The sequence below is a fragment of the Collinsella aerofaciens genome, from assembly GCF_040910265.1.
GTDB classification, from domain to species: Bacteria; Actinomycetota; Coriobacteriia; order Coriobacteriales; family Coriobacteriaceae; genus Collinsella; species Collinsella aerofaciens_BK.
Genome location: NZ_JBDGAW010000025.1, coordinates 19,950 through 36,565, shown reverse-complemented (window position 1 = coordinate 36,565; position 16,616 = coordinate 19,950). Strand labels below are relative to the sequence as shown.

Genomic DNA, 16,616 nt, shown 5'->3' with positions numbered 1-16,616 from the left:
CTGTCAGGCGGGGTGACTTTGTCCGGGGAAGTTCGCGAAGCCCACTTCCCCGGACAAAGTCACCCCGCCTGACAGGGCCCCAGCGCGAGACCGTCCCGGATGCTACACACACAGCATCGTTACTAATGGGATTGTCAAAATGGAGCAGATGATCGACAGGAAGGTGCACTGCATCATGGGGCGTGCGTCCTTGCCGTATTGGAGACAGTACAGCGTGCCGTTGCTGCCCACGGGCATGGCCATCTCGAGTACGAGCGTCGTGATAAACATAGGCGTCATGCCCGGCCACACGCGGGCCACGGCAAGGCACACCACCGGGACGATAACCAGGCGAAACGCCACGGCGACATAGGCACGCCAGTTGGTGAGCATGTCGAGCGGACGATACTTGGCGATGGACGACCCCATGAGCAGCAGCGCCGCCGGGGTGGTCATGGTGCCCACGATGGAGATCGAATCGCCCAGCACACCCCAATCGGTCCAACCCGTCAACACGATAACGAGCACGACAAGGCTCGCGATGAGACCGGGATTCTTGCAACAAGCAGCCAGATTTCGCAGTTGCTTCTTAAGACCGCCCTGCGCGCCACTAAAGAGCATGACGCCGACGGTGAACATAAATATGTTGAGGGGGATGAGCGCAATCGATGCGTAGAGCAACGCCTGCTTACCAAGCACTGCCTGGACAACCGGAAAACCGATAAAGCCGGCATTACCAAAGAGCACCGCAAAGCGATACGAGCACTCTGTTCCCTTAGGCACACGAAGAGCGGCGGTGACAACAAAAGCAATAACAATCGCCACAACATACATGACGACAGACAAGCCCATGAGCGAAAACGTATCGGCAACGCTCGGCAACTGCACATCATCGCCCAACGCCGACGAGAGCACCAAGCACGGCAACGCCACCTGCAGCAGCAAACGCGAAAGCTCGCGCTCAAACTCTGCCTTCATAAATCCCAGCTTGGAGATACACCACCCCAACAGGATCGGCAAAGAAACCGTCACCATCTGCAACGCCACGCTCGTAAAGCTCATCCATCCCCCTCTTAGCTATTCCACGAGGGCCGGGGTGCCTGCTTTGTTTTGAGAAGTGGGTTCCGCGAACTTCTCAAAACAAAGCAGGCACCCCGGCCCCGGCAATGCAATCCTAGCTGACCAAAGAAAGATGCGCAGCCTCCAGGGCAGCATCAGCAAAGTCACCGTTGCATTAAAAATTTTCAGCCCCGCAGATCGAAACGGTCGAGAGGGCCTTGCCCGGGAGGGTGACTTTGTCCGGGGAAGTTCGCGAAGCCCACTTCCCCGGACAAAGTCACCCTCCCGGGCAAGGCCCCAGCGCGAGGCCGTCCCGGATGCCTACTTACTCGTTGTCGCCCGCGGTCATTTGGGTTGCGGAGAGCGCGCCGTCGGCTGCGGTTGCGGCAGCGGCGTCAGGCCAGACCCAGTCGGTGAAGGTCGGGTGATCGTAGCCCTCGTCGCAGGCGAACTCGAAGGCCTCGGTGCGGAAGGCCTCCCACTCGTTGATTTGCTCGGCAAACTTGTCGGCGTCGACCATGCGCAGCACGTCGGCGGCCAGGGCCCAGCGGTCCATGTTGTTCAGGCGCAGCATGTCGAACGGCGTGGTCGTGGAGCCCTTCTCCTCATAGCCGTGGACGCGGAAGGCGTCGTGGCCGGGGCGGCTCCAGATCAGGCGGCGAATCGTGCCGGCATAGGCGTGGAAGGCAAAGAGGACGGGCTTCTCACCGCAGCCGAACAGCTCGGCCCAGCGCTCGTCGCTGATGGCCTGGTCGTTCTCGCAGACGTTCTGGATCTTGAGCAGGTCGACCACGTTGACGAACCACACCTTGATGCCCAGCTCGCGCAGCATGTCTGTCGCGGCCAAGGCCTCGAGCGTCGGCACGTCGCCGCAGGTGGAGACCACGACATCGGCCTCGGCGAGCGAATCGGCGGTCGATGCCCACTCCCAGGTCGCGACGCCCTCGGCGAGCTCCGCCTTGGCCTCGTCGACCGTCTGGAAGGTCGGGGCGGGCTGCTTGCCGCAGAAGATGGCGTTGACGCAATCGGTGGACTGGTAGACGCGCTCGGCCACGGCAATGGCCATGTTGGCGTCAGCCGGATAGTAGGCATTCACGATATGCGTATCGTTGGCCTTGTTGAGCAGCAGGTCGATAAAGCCCGGGTCCTGGTGCGAGAAGCCGTTGTGGTCCTGACGCCAGACGTGGCTCGACAGCAAAATGTTGAGGCCGCTGATGGGGGCACGCCACGGAATCTCGCGCTTGGTGGCCTCGAGCCACTTGCAGTGCTGATTGACCATGGAATCGACCACATGGACAAAGCTCTCGTAGGAGCTCCACACGCCGGAGCGGCCGGTGAGCACGTAAGCCTCGAGGAAGCCCTCGCACTGGTGCTCGGACAGCTGCTCGACGACCTTGCCGGAGCCGGCCAGCAGCTCGTCGTTGGCCTCGTCCTCGTAGAAGCCGGCATCCCACTGCTTTTTGGTCACCTTGTAGGCAGCCTGCAGGCGGTTGGACGCGGTCTCGTCGGGACCGAAGATGCGGAAGTCGTCCATGTTCTTAGCCAAGACATCGGCGGTGTACTCACCAAAGACGCGGGCGGCCTCGGTGGAGCCCCAGCCGTGGCCCTTCTCGGCAACGGGAATCTCGTGGGCGTGGATATCGGGCAGCTCAAGCTCGCGACGGACCTTACCGCCGTTTGCGTTGGGGTTGGCGCCGATGCGCAGCTCACCGGTCGGCATAAAGGCCGTCACCTCGGGGCGCACCTGGCCCTCGGGCGTAAAGAGCTCCTCGGGCTTGTAGGAGCGCAACCACTCACGCAGCACGCGGAAGTGCTCGTGGGTGTCCTTGGCGCTCGCCAGCGGCACCTGATGCGCGCGCCAGGAGTCTTCGGTCTTCTTGCCGTCGATCTGCTTGGGGCAGGTCCAGCCCTTGGGCGTGCGGAACACGATCATGGGGTAGGCCGGACGGACCACGGTCTCGCCCGCGGCGGCCTGGGCCTGAGCGGTGGCCTTGATGTCGCAGATCTCGTCAAAGACCTTTTCAAACAGGGCGGCGAAGCGCTCGTGGATGCTCGCATGGCTCTCGTCGTCAAAACCGGCGACAAAGAAGTGCGGATTATAGCCCATGCCCTCAAAAAACTTGGTGAGTTCTTCGTCGGACACGCGGGCAAGGATAGTGGGGTTGGCGATCTTATAGCCGTTGAGATGCAGGATCGGCAAAACGATACCGTCGGTTGCCGGGTTCACGAGCTTGTTGGACTGCCAAGAAGTCGCGAGCGGACCGGTCTCGGACTCGCCGTCGCCCACCACGGCCACGGCCAGCAGGCTCGGGTTGTCCATGACGGCGCCATAGGCGTGGCTGAGCGTGTAGCCGAGCTCGCCGCCCTCGTGGATGGAACCGGGCGTCTCGGGCGCAAAGTGGCTCGGAATGCCGCCGGGATAGGAGAACTGGCGGAAGAACTTCTGCAGGCCAGCCTCGTCATCGGTGATGTCGGGGCGAATCTCGCGGTAGGTGCCGTCGAGCAGCGACTGGGCAGTACCGGCGGGACCGCCGTGGCCAGGACCCATCAGGAAGATGGCGTTCTGGTTGTGGTCGGCGATGAGGCGGTTGACGTGGCCGAACAGGAAGTTGATGCCGGGCGTGGTTCCCCAGTGACCGACCAGGCGGTGCTTAACGTCCGGACGGCCGAAGTCACGCGTCTCGCCGGTCTTCTCGTCGACAAAGTCAGCACGCATCAGCGGGTTGGAGCGAAGGTAAATCTGGCCGACGGACAGATAGTTCGAGGCACGCCAATACAGGTCGACACCCTCGAGCTCGGAAGCCGGAACCTCATGTCCCAGTTTTTGCCACGGCGTTCCCAGTGTTTTAGCCATTGTTTATGTCCCTTCGCTGCGCGGTCACCCTCCGATACGGCAACCTTTCGTTGGGACTAGTATATTTGCTAAAACGTTTTATCAAGGTGAAAAAACGTTTTATCATCCTTATTTGCCTTATGAATCGGCAAAACGAGACATTCACCTGCGGCATTGCCTGTCACAGGTACTTCACAATCGATCTCTACGAATTGATAAACGTGTTTAGTTGTGTTTAGTAAGCTCGAGCACGCTGTCCTTTACGATGAGCACAGGCTCCAAAACCACCTCTTCGGCACGCCTGCCGCCCTTGCCGGCAAGCCGCTTGGACATGCAGCCAAAAGCATGCTCGGCGAGCACACCCGGATCCTGCTCAATCGCCGTCAGCGCTGGCTCAAAGAGAACGTCGGCCGCCGAGTTGTCATAGCTTACGACCGAGATATCGCCCGGAATGCTCTTCCCCATCTCGTGCAGGCGCTTGAGCAGGCCGAGGGCAATGTTGTCCGAGCTTGCGAACACGGCGGTGGCGTCGGTTGCGAGCACCGCCTCCGAGGCCTCGTAGGCACTCGGGATGTAATACTCGCTCTCGAACTCCAAGCGCGCATCGATGGGCAGCCCCACCTCGCGCAGCGCACGCTCGTAGCCGGCGAGACGCTTGCGGCCCGTGTTGGACCGGCGCGCGTTGACCAGGCAGGCGATACGACGGTGACCCTGTTCGATTAGATAGCGGGTGGCCATGTAGCCGCCCATCTCGTGGTCGAACATCACCTTATCGCACTCGAGTCCCTCGATTGCGCGGTCGACCATTACGGCCGGGATGGGAAGGTGACTCACTTCCTCGCGCAAAGCGCGGTCATCAGAGAACTCGTCGCCCACCACTAGGAAGACGCCATCGACGCCGCGCGTCACCAGCTGGCGCAGGAGCTCCAGATCGTCCTCGGCACTTCCACCCGAGCTGGTAATAAAGAGCGCGTAGCCGTCCTCGCGGCAGCGCTTTTCCAGGCTGCCGGCGAGCGAGGCAAAAAATCGGCTCTCGATGTTGGGAACGATAAGGCCCAGCGTGCGCGACTCTCGCATGACCAGGCTGCGCGCGATCTGGTTGGGAACATAGTGGTTGCGCGCCGCGACCTCCTTGATGAGCTTGCGGTTTTCTTCCGAGATGCGACAGGGCCGATTGTTGAGCACAAGCGAGACCGACGAGGGGGAAAGCCCCACCTCCTGGGCGATCTGCTTCAGGGTTACCTTGTTGGCCATCTCGCTCCTTCCGGGTTTACGCGCAATCTCTTGAAAGTATAGCGACCGCCCATCTACCTCGATGATAAACGCTTTACCAATCCGGTAGACGGCTGTTTTATCGCCGCGATTGGTGCAAAGCAACCTGACCCCTTTGCATTATGTGATGCATTGGGGTCAGGTTGCTTTGCACCAAATCCATCCGGGTGGGGTATATTGCATTCGATTGATGAAAACGACCACCATAAGGCGGATATACGTATGCACGAGAATGACTTTTTTAACGAGGACCTGCTCTGCGCGCTCGCTGGCGTTGCCGGCGAGGACAACGTGCTCATGAGCGAGCCCATGCGCGAGCACACCACGTTCAAGATCGGCGGCCCGGCCGACGTCTTTGTCACGCCCGACACCGAGCAGGGACTCGTCGCCACGCTCGATACCTGCTACCGCTGCGATCTGCCACTCACCATCGTGGGCAACGGCTCCGACCTGCTCGTCGGCGACAAGGGCATCCGCGGTGTCGTCGTGGCGCTGGGCGAAGGCCTCTCTAACATCACCGTCGACGGCACGCATGTTACGGCGGCAGCCGGCGCGCTGCTTTCCGATGTCGCCGCGGCTGCCGCCGAAGCCTGCCTGACCGGCATGGAGCCCCTCTCGGGCATCCCCGGCTCGGTCGGCGGCGCCTGCTATATGAACGCCGGTGCCTACGGCGCCTGCATGGCCGATGTTTTGGAGTCCGTGCGCGTCTATAAGCCCGCCCGCGCGCTCGACGACGGCACCCGCGGCAGCGGCAATATCATTGAGTTCGATGTCGACGAGCTTAACCTGGGCTATCGCAAGAGCCGCATCGCCGACGACGGCTTTATCGTGCTCTCTGCCACCTTTAACCTCGCCCCGGGCAACGCCGCGATGATCAAGGCCGACATGGACGACTACCGCCAGCGCCGCGAGGACAAGCAGCCGCTCGACATGCCGAGCGCCGGCTCCACCTTCAAGCGCCCCGAGGGCCATTTTGCTGGCAAGCTCATCATGGACGCCGGCCTGCGCGGCCACGCTATCGGCGGCGCCCAAGTGAGCGAGAAGCACTGCGGCTTCATCGTCAACGCCAACCACGCCACCGCCGCCGACGTCGACGAACTCATCCGCCACATCCAATCCGAGGTAAAGCAGCAGTTCGACGTAGACCTCGAACCCGAAGTCCACCGAGTAGGCGAATTTATTTAAAAAAAGAAGGCCCCGAAAGGGGCCTTCGCCATATTTATTCAGCTAACCCAGTCCGGAGCGAAGCGCACCGGACCCGAGAGGTCCGCGGCTGTCCGAAAGGTATAAGGTTGATCGCGAGTTCCGCACGAGCCGGAGAGCACTTAATGTGCTCTCCGTGCGAGCAGGACTGTCCGAGCAGGCAACCTTATACCTTTCGGACAGCCGCGGACCAACGGTCGTTAAGCCCCGCTACGACAGCGCAACGCCGCCAAGCCAGCCCCAGCGCACGCCAGAGCCCGTACCGTAGAAGCTAATAAACGAATCAAGCGACTTAGACGTAATGGCACCCTCGTTGCTCATAACGATGCCGCCGCCAACGTAGATGCCCACGTGGCCGTAGATCAGGCCCGGAGCACCAGTGCCGCTGTGCGAGGAGTCGGCCACGATCATGCCAACCTGCAGCGCCGAGCGATCGGAGCTGTAGCACCAGGCGTTGAACATGTCGCACGCGTTGCCGCCAAAGTAGCCCACGCCGGCATTACGGAAGACGTTGGTAACCCAAGCAGCGCACCAGCCCTGACCAGGCGAAGGCGTGGAGTAGCATGCGTTGACGACAGCCTGCTGCTTGCCCGAGCCGCCCGTCTGCTGCGGAGTGCCACCGGCATACGAGCCGCCACCCGAGCTCGAACCGCCCGAAGAAGAACCAGTATTCGCAGAGGCTGCGGCAGCCGCAGCCGCCTTCCTGGCAGCCTCCTCGGCCTGGGCGGCAGCGAGGATCTCGGAATCACGCTGGGCCATGAGCTCCTTGACATCGTCGGAAAGACCGTTCAGCACGGTCTGGACCTCTTGCTGCTTGGCCTGCATATCCTGCATCTGGGCCGTCTGCTGATCCTTGAGTTTCTCCAGGTCGGCCTTTTGTGCCTCGAGTTCGGTCTTCTGCGCGTCGAGCTCGGCCTGAATCGTCTGAATGTCCTCGATGGCGTCGCGGTCGCTCTTGTTGATCTTCTCGACGTAGTGTGCATTGGCAACGAGCTCTTCAAACGAGCCAGAGGCCAGCAGCAGCGACAAGATGTTGGTGCCGCCCGACTTGTAGCTGGCTGCCACGCGATCGGAAAGGTCGTTACGCTTCTTCTTGAGCTCGGCCTTCTTGGTGTCGATCTGAGCCTGTGTATCGTCAATCTTGCCCTGGACGTCTTCGATATCGTTAAGGGTCTGGGCATTCTTGTTTGCCAGCGCCGCATACTCATTTGCGATGCTGTCGAGCTGGGCCTGGACCTCGTCGAGCTGGGCCTGGGCGGCATTCAGTTTATCGGTGGTCTCTTTGGAAGCCTCCGCCGCATGGGCGCGGGCGGGCAGGCCAAAAAGAACTGCCGCCGAAGCAGCGCCGAACAGGGCCTTGAGGGCAGCGCGACGCGAGAGCTCCTGGGAGAGGATGGAATCGCTGTTTGGTGACATATGTACTCCGTTACATGCTTATTTATATGTCGCTCAATTCATACATATTAGCGTACATCGCGCGCATCCCAACGATTTCCACGAACGGCAGGAAACGGCAAGGTCGGCGGCTCGCAAGCAATTGGTAAAGTTGGGGTAACAATTGGGCAAACTCAGTTATGAGTACGTTAGCACAATCCTCTGCTTTTCCTACAGCGCACGATTTGGGCGTCCCTGCCTGCGCTATACTCCCCTCTAGAAGTGTTCCTGATTCGATAGGAGACTACATGTCCAAAGCACTCGACCCCAAAGACACCTGCGTCCTCGTTACCGGTGGCGCCGGCTTTATCGGCTCGCACACCGTCGTTCAGCTGCTCGAGGGTGGCTACCAGGTCGTCATCGTCGATGATCTCTCCAACTCCAGCGCCGTCGCCGTCGACCGCGTCAAGACCATCGTGGGCGACGAGGCCGCCAAGAACCTCACCTTCTACGAGGCCAACGTGCTCGACCGCGATGCAATGAACAAGATCTTCGATACCCATCAGATCGACCGCGTCATCCACTTCGCCGGTTTTAAGGCCGTCGGCGAGTCGGTGAGCAAGCCCGTCGAGTACTATCACAACAACATCGAGAACACCCTGGTGCTCATCGACGTCATGCGCAACCATGGCTGCAAGTCCATCATCTTTTCGAGCTCCTCGACCGTCTACGGCGACCCGGACAACCCGCCCGTCACCGAGGAGGATCCTAAGAAGCCCGCGACCAACCCCTATGGTTGGACCAAGTGGATGATCGAGCAGATTCTTATGGACGTCCACACCGCCGACCCCGAGTGGGACGTCGTGCTGCTCCGTTACTTCAACCCCATCGGCGCCCATCCGTCGGGTCTGATCGGCGAGGACCCCAAGGGCATCCCCAACAACCTGGTGCCCTATGTCGCCCAGGTCGCCGTGGGCAAGCTCGAGGCCGTTCAAGTCTTTGGCAACGACTACCCCACCCCCGACGGCACCGGCGTGCGCGACTACATCCACGTGTGCGATCTGGCCTCTGGTCACGTTGCCGCCCTTAACTGGATGAACGGCAAAACCGGCGTCGAGATCTTTAACCTGGGCACCGGCACCGGCACCTCGGTACTCGAGGTCGTCGCCGCCTTCTCCAAGGCTTGTGGCAAGGAGCTGCCCTACGTGATCCGCGAGCGCCGCGCCGGCGACATCGCTGCCAACTGGTGCGATGCCTCCAAGGCCGAGCGCATGATGGGCTGGAAGGCCCAGTACGACATCGCGGACATGTGCCGCGATAGCTGGAACTGGCAGAGCCACAACCCCAACGGCTTCGCCGACGCCGAGTAGCAAAAACCTACATACCGCTCTTGCCCCGATCTCACGTTGTGAGGTCGGGGCTTTTTCATGGCATGTAACCATTCGCCGAAAATCGACCAACTTTTTTATCTTGCCTGTACATGTTTAAACAACATGTTTTACAATAGGCGTATCGAATCAGAACATCGGAGGCGGACTGCACACCCATCGGCAGGCCGACCCCACAACAAGAAGGTTGGTGAGCGCATTCATGGAGCGTGCAAGCGGCGTCCTCATGCCCGTCTCATCTCTGCCCGGACCATACGGAATCGGCGGCTTTGGTTGGAATGCCTACGACTTCGTCGATTTTCTCGCCTCGTGCAAACAACATTACTGGCAGATTCTGCCCCTTACGACGACCAGCTATGGCGATTCGCCCTATCAGTCGTTCTCGGCCCGCGCAGGCAACCCCAACTTTATCGACTTTGCCGAGCTTGTCGAGGCAGGGTATCTGGAGCAGCGCGATATCGATGGCGTGTACCTGGGATCCGACCCCAGCAATGTCGACTACGGTGCTATCTTTGGCGGCCGCCGTCAGATTCTCGACCGCGCCGCCGAGCGCTTTGCTGCCGACAAGCCGGCCGATTTCGATGACTTTATCCAGGCCAACGAGGACTGGCTCATCCCCTACTGCGAGTTCATGACCGTCAAAGAGGAGTGCGGACTCAAGGCCTTTTGGGAGTGGCCCGCAGAACTGCGCACCCGCGGCGAAGCATCTGCCAAGGTCTGCGCCGCCCATCCCGCGCGCATGCTCTACCACCAGATGACGCAGTATTTCTTCGACCGCCAATGGAGCCGCCTCAAGGCCTATGCCAACGAGCGCGACATTCTCATCATCGGCGACCTGCCCATCTATGTCTCACGTGACTCCGTCGAGATGTGGGCGACGCCTGAGCTCTTTAAGATCGACGCCGCCGGCAATCCCGTGAGCGTCGCCGGCACGCCGCCCGACCAGTTCTCGGCCACCGGCCAGTACTGGGGCAACCCCATCTACGACTGGGACGCCATGGAGTCCGACGGCTTCTCCTGGTGGGAGGGCCGCATTCGCGCCGCCCTCGACATGTACGACGTCATCCGCCTGGATCACTTCCGCGGCTTCGAAGCCTATTGGGAGGTGCCGTTCTCCTCACCCGATTCGTCCTACGGTTCGTGGACGCAGGGTCCCGGCCTTAAGTTCTTCAAGACGCTCGAGGAAAAGCTCGGCACACTGCCCATCATCGCCGAGGACCTGGGCTTCCTCACCCCCGGCGTCATCGACATGCGCGACAACTCGGGCTTCCCCGGCATGAAGATCCTGCAGTTTGCCTTTGAGGGTACCAACTCGTACTACCTGCCGCATAACTACATCGCCAACACCGTCGCCTATGTGGGCACCCACGATAATGAGACGGCGCGCGGTTGGTTTGAGGGAACGGCCACCCCGCGTCAGCGCGAGCAGGCAGCCCTGTACACCCATCAGCAGGCCGGCGAACCCATGGCAGATGCACTCAATCGCACCATCGCCGCCAGCGTGAGCGACACGTGCATCTACACCATGCAGGATCTGCTCAACTTGGGCAACGAGGCGCGCATCAACACCCCTGCCACGCTGGGCGGCAACTGGACCTGGCGCATGCTCGACGGCGCCATCACCCGCGAGCTTGAGCACAAACTCACCGACTGGACCGAGACCTACTTCCGCATCCCATCGGAAGCCGAAATCGAGCTTCCTCAATAGGAGCTACCGCGCCCGACCCCCCACCGTGCGGACGCGCTTGCTTTTCCCGCGCGAGGCCACCCCAATCCCCTCGCGCGGGCTTCTTATGAATTGCAGACATGAAACAACCCATCACAGGAGAAAACATGCCCCGAATTAACCTCATGGAACTCGCCGAGCAGTCTTTTGGCACCTCACTCGAGCAGCTCGACGACCGTCGCATTTACAAGCTGCTGGTCAAACTCGTGCAGGAGCGCTCCGCCGCCTGCCCGCTCAACAACGGCAAGAAAAAGCTCTATTACATTTCCGCCGAATTTTTGATCGGCAAGCTGCTCATCAACAATATGATCGACCTCGGCATCTACGACGAGGTTAAGGACCAGCTCACCGCCGCAGGCCACGACCTCAACAAGATCGAGGAGTTCGAGGTCGAGCCGTCACTCGGCAACGGCGGCCTGGGCCGCTTGGCCGCATGCTTCCTGGATTCCATCGCCACGCTGGGCTTGACCGGCGATGGCGTGGGCCTCAACTATCACTACGGTCTGTTCCGTCAGCGCTTTGTCGACAACCAGCAGAAGGCCGTCCCCGACGAGTGGCTCGGTGAGCAGGACATCCTAGTCGACGATGACCGCTCCTACACCGTCGAGTTCGGCAATTTTGCCGTTACTTCCAAGCTCGTCAACATCGATGTGCCCGGTTACGGCCAGCCCACCAAGAACCGCCTGCGCCTGTTCGACCTGGCGAGCGTCGACGACGGCCTGGTCCCCGGCAGCTCCATCGACTTCGACAAGACCGAGATCGCCAAGAACCTCACCTTGTTCCTCTACCCCGACGATTCCGACGAGCAGGGCCGCCTACTTCGCATCTATCAGGAGTACTTCATGGTGAGCAACGCCGCCCAGCTCCTGATCGACGAGGCCGTCGAGCGCGGCAGCAACCTGCACGATCTGGCCGACTATGCCGTGGTCCAAATTAACGACACGCACCCCACCATGGTCATCCCCGAGCTCATTCGCTTGCTCACCACCGAGCATGGCATCGAGTTTGACGAGGCCGTGACCATCGTACGCTCCATGGTCGCCTACACTAACCACACGATTCTTGCCGAGGCGCTCGAGAAGTGGCCGCTCGCCAGCCTGCAGAAGGTCTCCCCTGCCATCGCCGACATTATCGTCAAGCTCGATGAGATCGCGAAAGCCGAGCACGATGACCCGCGCGTCGCCATCATCGACGAGCACGACACCGTCCACATGGCCCACATGGACATCCACTTTGGCTTCTCCATCAACGGCGTAGCCGCCCTCCACACCAAGATCCTGGAGGACACCGAGCTTCATCCGTTCTACGAAATCTATCCCAAGAAGTTCTCCAACAAGACCAACGGCATCACCTTCCGCCGCTGGATCCATGGGGCCAACCCCGCGCTCGCCAGCCTGCTCGACGATGTGATCGGCACCGACTGGCGCAGCACCGGCGATCTGAGCAAACTCGCCAAGTTCGCCGACGACAAGGACGTTCTTGAGCGCCTGGCCGCCACCAAGGTCGAGGCCAGGGCCATCATGCGCCAGTTCATGGCGCTCGAGCAGGGCGTGACCATTCCCTCCAACGCCATCATCGACGTCCAGGTCAAGCGCATCCACGAGTACAAGCGCCAGCAGATGCTCGCGCTCTACATCATCTGGAAGTACCTCGATATCAAGAACGGCAACAGGCCTAAGCACCCCGTCACCATCATCTTTGGCGGCAAGGCGGCGCCTGCCTACACTATCGCGCAGGACATCATCCATCTGATCTTGACGCTGTCGCAGTGGATTGCAAACGACCCCGACGTGGCTCCCTACCTGCAGGTCGTCATGATCGAGAACTACAACGTCACCGCCGCCGAGCGCGTGATCCCCGCCGCTGACATCTCCGAGCAGATCAGCCTGGCCTCCAAGGAGGCGAGCGGCACCTCCAACATGAAGTTCATGCTCAACGGCGCCCTAACCCTGTGCACGCTCGACGGTGCCAACGTGGAGATTGCCGAGCTCGTGGGCGACGAGAACATCTATACCTTTGGTGCCTCGTCCAAACAGGTCGAGCAGCTCTACGCCGACGGCGCCTATGACGCCGGTGCGCTCTACCGCAAGCCCGGCATTAAACTGCTGGTGGACTTCATCACCAACCCCGCCTTTATGGCGACCGGCAACGCCGAGCGCCTGCAGCGCCTGCACGACGACATTAAGGGCAAGGACTGGTTTATGGCCCTGCTCGACATTGAGGAGTACATCCAGACCAAGGAGCGCGTGCTAGCTGACTACGAGGACCAGGGTGCTTGGTTGCGCAAGGCGCTGATCAACATCGCCAACGCCGGCACCTTCTCGTCCGACCGCACGATCTCCCAGTACAACGACGAGATTTGGCACCTGGGCTAATTCGCTTCCCTTACCCATCCTCTTGAGAAACGGAGCCGTGGCAACGCGACTCCGTTTTTTGTGTCCCTGTGTTGCCCGTGGCCTGCCTCGACCAAAAATCTCGACCTGTAACATCTAGCCGACATAATTGGGTCTACCTGTTATAGATCAAGACAAACAGATTCCTCCGTTAAATTCATCTCGATCTGTAACAGGTAGACCCAATTTGGCCCTCCTCCTGTTACAGATCAAGACAAACTGACAGATGAACGGTCCCAACACAAAGAAAGGCTCCCCTCTCGCCCAGTGGACGGGAGGGGAGCCTTATATGTGACCGCGGCAAAAGGATGGCAATACCGCAGCCGCCCAAAGGGAGGGCCTGGATGCACCGGGCCTAGATAAGGTTCTTGCCAGAGACCTTATCGAAGAGGTGGGTCGCGTTCTTCTCGAACTTGAACCAGATGGTGTCGCCAGCCTTGAGCGCGCCCTTGGCCTCGAGGTCGACGACGGGGATAATCAGGACAAACTGGCCGTCGGGAGCGGTCACGTGGACATGCTCGGTCGAGCCCATGAGCTCGGTCACCTCGACGGTACCCTGGAGCGCGCCCTCCTCGCCCTTGTCGGCAAGCAGGATCTGCTCGGGACGCACGCCGGCCGTAATCTCCTTCACGTCGCCGCCGTCCCAGTTGAGGGCAAGCTGAGCGCAAGTCTCGGGGGCGAGCGCCACGTTCATATCCTCGGTCTTGACGGTAAAGCCGTTGCCCGAGCGCACCAGCTGGGCATCGAAGAAGTTCATCTGCGGCACGCCGATGAAGCCGGCGACGAAGATGTTCGCGGGATGGTTGAAGACCTCCTGCGGCGTGGCGATCTGCTGGACGACGCCGTCCTTCATGACCACGATACGGTCGCCAAGGGTCATGGCCTCGGTCTGGTCGTGAGTAACATAAATGAACGTGCCCTTGATCTCGTGGCGCAGCTTAATGAGCTCGGCACGCATCTGGTTACGAAGCTTGGCGTCCAGGTTGGACAGCGGCTCGTCCATCAGGAAGACCTTGGGGTCACGCACGATGGCGCGGCCGATAGCGACACGCTGGCGCTGGCCGCCGGAGAGCGCCTTGGGCTTACGGTCGAGGTACTCGGTAATGCCCAGAATCTCGGCAGCAGAGCGAACCTTGCGGTCGATCTCGTCCTTGGGAACCTTCTTGAGCTCGAGCGTAAATGCCATGTTCTCGTACACCGTCATATTGGGGTACAGAGCGTAGCTCTGGAACACCATGGCGATGTCGCGGTCCTTGGGCGCCACGTCGTTGACACGCTTGCCGTCGATGAGCACATCGCCCGAGGTAATGTCCTCCAGGCCGGCGACCATGCGCATCGTCGTGGACTTACCGCAGCCAGAGGGGCCAACGAGGACGACGAACTCCTGGTCGTGAACGGTGAGGTTGAAGTCCTCTACAGCGAGCACACCGTCCTCGGTAACCTTGAGGTTGTGCTTCTTCTCCTCGGTCTTCTTCTTTTTGCCAAAGAAGCCTTTCTTTTTTGACTCGTTGTTGGGATACACCTTCTGAACATGTTTGAGAACGATCTCGGCCATGTCTCTACCTTTCGATATGCGGCGCCGCGCTGAGGGGCGCCGCAGAAACTTGCAAAACAGTTACGGCATTAGCCCTTGACGGCACCTGCCACCACGCCGTCGATGATGTACTTCTGACAGAGGATGTACATGATAACGATGGGGATAACGACCATCATGATGCAGGCCATCATGGGGCCGAGCTCGACGTGGCCGTAGCCGCCGCGGAAGTACTGGATCAAGATAGGAATGGTCTTGTACTTGGTGGAGTCGAGCGTAAGGTAGGGCAGCAGATAGTCGTTCCAGACCCACATGGTCTCGAGGATGCCGACCGAAAGATAGGTGGGCTTCATGATGGGAAGGACGATCTTAAAGAACACCTGGACCGGGTTGCAGCCATCAATCATGGCCGCCTCCTCGATCTCGAGCGGGATGTTCTTTACAAAACCGGCGAACATAAAGACCGCCAGGCCCGCGCCAAAGCCCAGATAGATAAAGCAGATGTTGAACGGCGTGTTAAAGCCGATGCGGTCCGCCAAATTGGACAGCGTGAACATGAGCATCTGGAACGGCACGACCATCGAGAACACGAACAGGTAATAGAAGAAGTTCGAGATCTTGTTGTTGACACGAACCACGTACCAAGCGCACATGGAGCAGCACACCAAGATCAGCACGACCGACGTGACCGTGATGATGAGCGAGTACATAAATGCCGAGGCAAAGCCCTGCTCGTTAAGGGCGTGCATGTAGTTTGCGAGGCCGTTGAACGTCTCGGGCGTGAGCAGATCGAATGCCGTGGTGGTGCTGATTGCGGTCGCTTTCTTAAAAGAATTAAGCGCAATCATGAACACGGGGTAGATCCACGCGAGCGACAGGATCGTAAAGAAAATCGAGAGCGCGCGGTTGATAACCTTATCGCGTTTCATTACTGCTGCACCTCCTTGGACCTCGTGGCCTTAAGCTGGATCATGGAGATGGCCACGACCAGGATGCAGAAGATAACCGCCTTGGCCTGACCAATGCCCTGCCATGCGATACCGGCACGCGAATAGAACGTGTTGTAGATGTTCAGGGCGAGCATCTCGGTGGAGTGCGCGGGGGCGCCGCCGGTAAGGGCGAGGTTCTGGTCGAACAGCTTAAAGCCGTTGGTGATGGACAGGAACAGGCAGATGGTGATGGTCGGCATCAGGTTAGGGATCTTAACCTTCCAAAACGTCTGCCATGCCGTAGCGCCGTCGACCTTGGCGGCCTCGATGTAGTCGGACGGAATGGACTGCAGACCAGCGATGTAGATGATCATCATGTAGCCGACCTGCTGCCACAGGGTCAGGATGATAAGGCCCCAGAAGCCAGCAGCAGAGTTAAGAGCGATGAGCTGGGCGCCCACGTTGGAGAGCAGGCAGTTGATCAGAATCTGCCAAATGTAGCCCAGCACGATGCCGCCGATCAGGTTAGGCATAAAGAAGATCGTACGGAAGATGTTGGTGCCTTTGAGCGCCTTGCGGGTGAGCGCCTGCGCAATGGCCAGGGCGATCACGTTGATGAGCACCGTCGACAGGAAGGCAAACGCCACGGTAAAGAAGAACGACGTGGAGAACTGCGGATCGGACAGCGCGCGCACGTAGTTCTCGATACCGACAAAGTGCGCGTTACTAATGATAATAAACTGGCAGAACGAGAGATAGAAGCCCTGGATAAAAGGGATCACGAACCCGATCATAAACGCCAGGCACGTGGGCAGCATAAAGAGCGGCCACCAGCGCTTGAGTGCTTTGCCCATAAAAGGGTCCTTTCAATATGCAGGGGGCGGGCAAACCAACGTCTGCCCGCCCCCTGTCGCTAATCAGATAGC

The 16,616-nt window shown here is 60.0% G+C and carries 11 protein-coding genes; 4 read left to right on the top strand and 7 right to left on the bottom strand.

Features of this window, described 5'->3' with window-relative positions; genetic code table 11:
• Window positions 1-102 precede the first annotated feature (102 nt).
• From AB5Z14_RS09120 to AB5Z14_RS09110, 3 genes are all read right to left on the bottom strand, one after another.
• Entirely contained in the window at window positions 103-1,041 is a 939-nt protein-coding gene (locus AB5Z14_RS09120) for an AEC family transporter (protein ID WP_368131140.1), read from the bottom strand.
• Between the two features lie 322 nt (window positions 1,042-1,363).
• Window positions 1,364-3,892, bottom strand: coding sequence for a phosphoketolase family protein (locus AB5Z14_RS09115; protein ID WP_368131139.1), 2,529 nt, complete (start codon window positions 3,890-3,892; stop codon window positions 1,364-1,366).
• A gap of 204 nt (window positions 3,893-4,096) precedes the next feature.
• Window positions 4,097-5,125 carry a LacI family DNA-binding transcriptional regulator gene (locus tag AB5Z14_RS09110; RefSeq protein WP_346964185.1) on the bottom strand — a complete coding sequence of 343 codons (1,029 nt, stop codon included), beginning with the start codon at window positions 5,123-5,125 and terminating at the stop codon, window positions 4,097-4,099.
• A 240-nt stretch (window positions 5,126-5,365) separates the two neighbouring features.
• On the opposite strand from AB5Z14_RS09110, the gene murB reads away from it, so the two are divergent.
• Window positions 5,366-6,328: a UDP-N-acetylmuramate dehydrogenase gene (gene murB / locus AB5Z14_RS09105; RefSeq protein WP_368131138.1), complete on the top strand. Its 963-nt coding sequence runs from the start codon at window positions 5,366-5,368 to the stop codon at window positions 6,326-6,328.
• Window positions 6,329-6,556: 228 nt separating this feature from the next.
• Here the strand turns inward: murB and AB5Z14_RS09100 are convergent, their stop codons facing one another.
• Window positions 6,557-7,762 (bottom strand): coiled-coil domain-containing protein, encoded by a 1,206-nt coding sequence (locus AB5Z14_RS09100; protein WP_368131137.1) that lies wholly within the window; start codon window positions 7,760-7,762, stop codon window positions 6,557-6,559.
• A gap of 266 nt (window positions 7,763-8,028) precedes the next feature.
• Between AB5Z14_RS09100 and galE the strand changes: the two genes are divergently transcribed.
• From galE to glgP, 3 genes are all read left to right on the top strand, one after another.
• Complete coding sequence (gene galE / locus AB5Z14_RS09095) at window positions 8,029-9,090, top strand: UDP-glucose 4-epimerase GalE (protein WP_006235870.1); 1,062 nt, start codon at window positions 8,029-8,031, stop codon at window positions 9,088-9,090.
• Window positions 9,091-9,298: 208 nt separating this feature from the next.
• Window positions 9,299-10,816: a 4-alpha-glucanotransferase gene (malQ, locus tag AB5Z14_RS09090; protein ID WP_368131136.1), complete on the top strand. Its 1,518-nt coding sequence runs from the start codon at window positions 9,299-9,301 to the stop codon at window positions 10,814-10,816.
• Window positions 10,817-10,941: 125 nt separating this feature from the next.
• On the top strand, window positions 10,942-13,209 hold the full coding sequence (gene glgP, locus AB5Z14_RS09085) for a glycogen/starch/alpha-glucan family phosphorylase (RefSeq protein WP_368131135.1): 2,268 nt from the start codon (window positions 10,942-10,944) through the stop codon (window positions 13,207-13,209).
• A 373-nt stretch (window positions 13,210-13,582) separates the two neighbouring features.
• Here the strand turns inward: glgP and AB5Z14_RS09080 are convergent, their stop codons facing one another.
• The 3 genes from AB5Z14_RS09080 to AB5Z14_RS09070 all read right to left on the bottom strand — a co-directional run bounded on the left by AB5Z14_RS09080 (window position 13,583) and on the right by AB5Z14_RS09070 (window position 16,544).
• Complete coding sequence (locus AB5Z14_RS09080) at window positions 13,583-14,782, bottom strand: ABC transporter ATP-binding protein (protein ID WP_035137764.1); 1,200 nt, start codon at window positions 14,780-14,782, stop codon at window positions 13,583-13,585.
• A gap of 68 nt (window positions 14,783-14,850) precedes the next feature.
• Window positions 14,851-15,690, bottom strand: coding sequence for a carbohydrate ABC transporter permease (locus tag AB5Z14_RS09075; protein ID WP_022095055.1), 840 nt, complete (start codon window positions 15,688-15,690; stop codon window positions 14,851-14,853).
• Entirely contained in the window at window positions 15,690-16,544 is an 855-nt protein-coding gene (locus AB5Z14_RS09070) for a carbohydrate ABC transporter permease (RefSeq protein ID WP_006235864.1), read from the bottom strand. The genes AB5Z14_RS09075 and AB5Z14_RS09070 overlap by 1 nt, the downstream gene beginning before the upstream one ends.
• Between the last annotated feature and the right edge of the window lie 72 nt (window positions 16,545-16,616).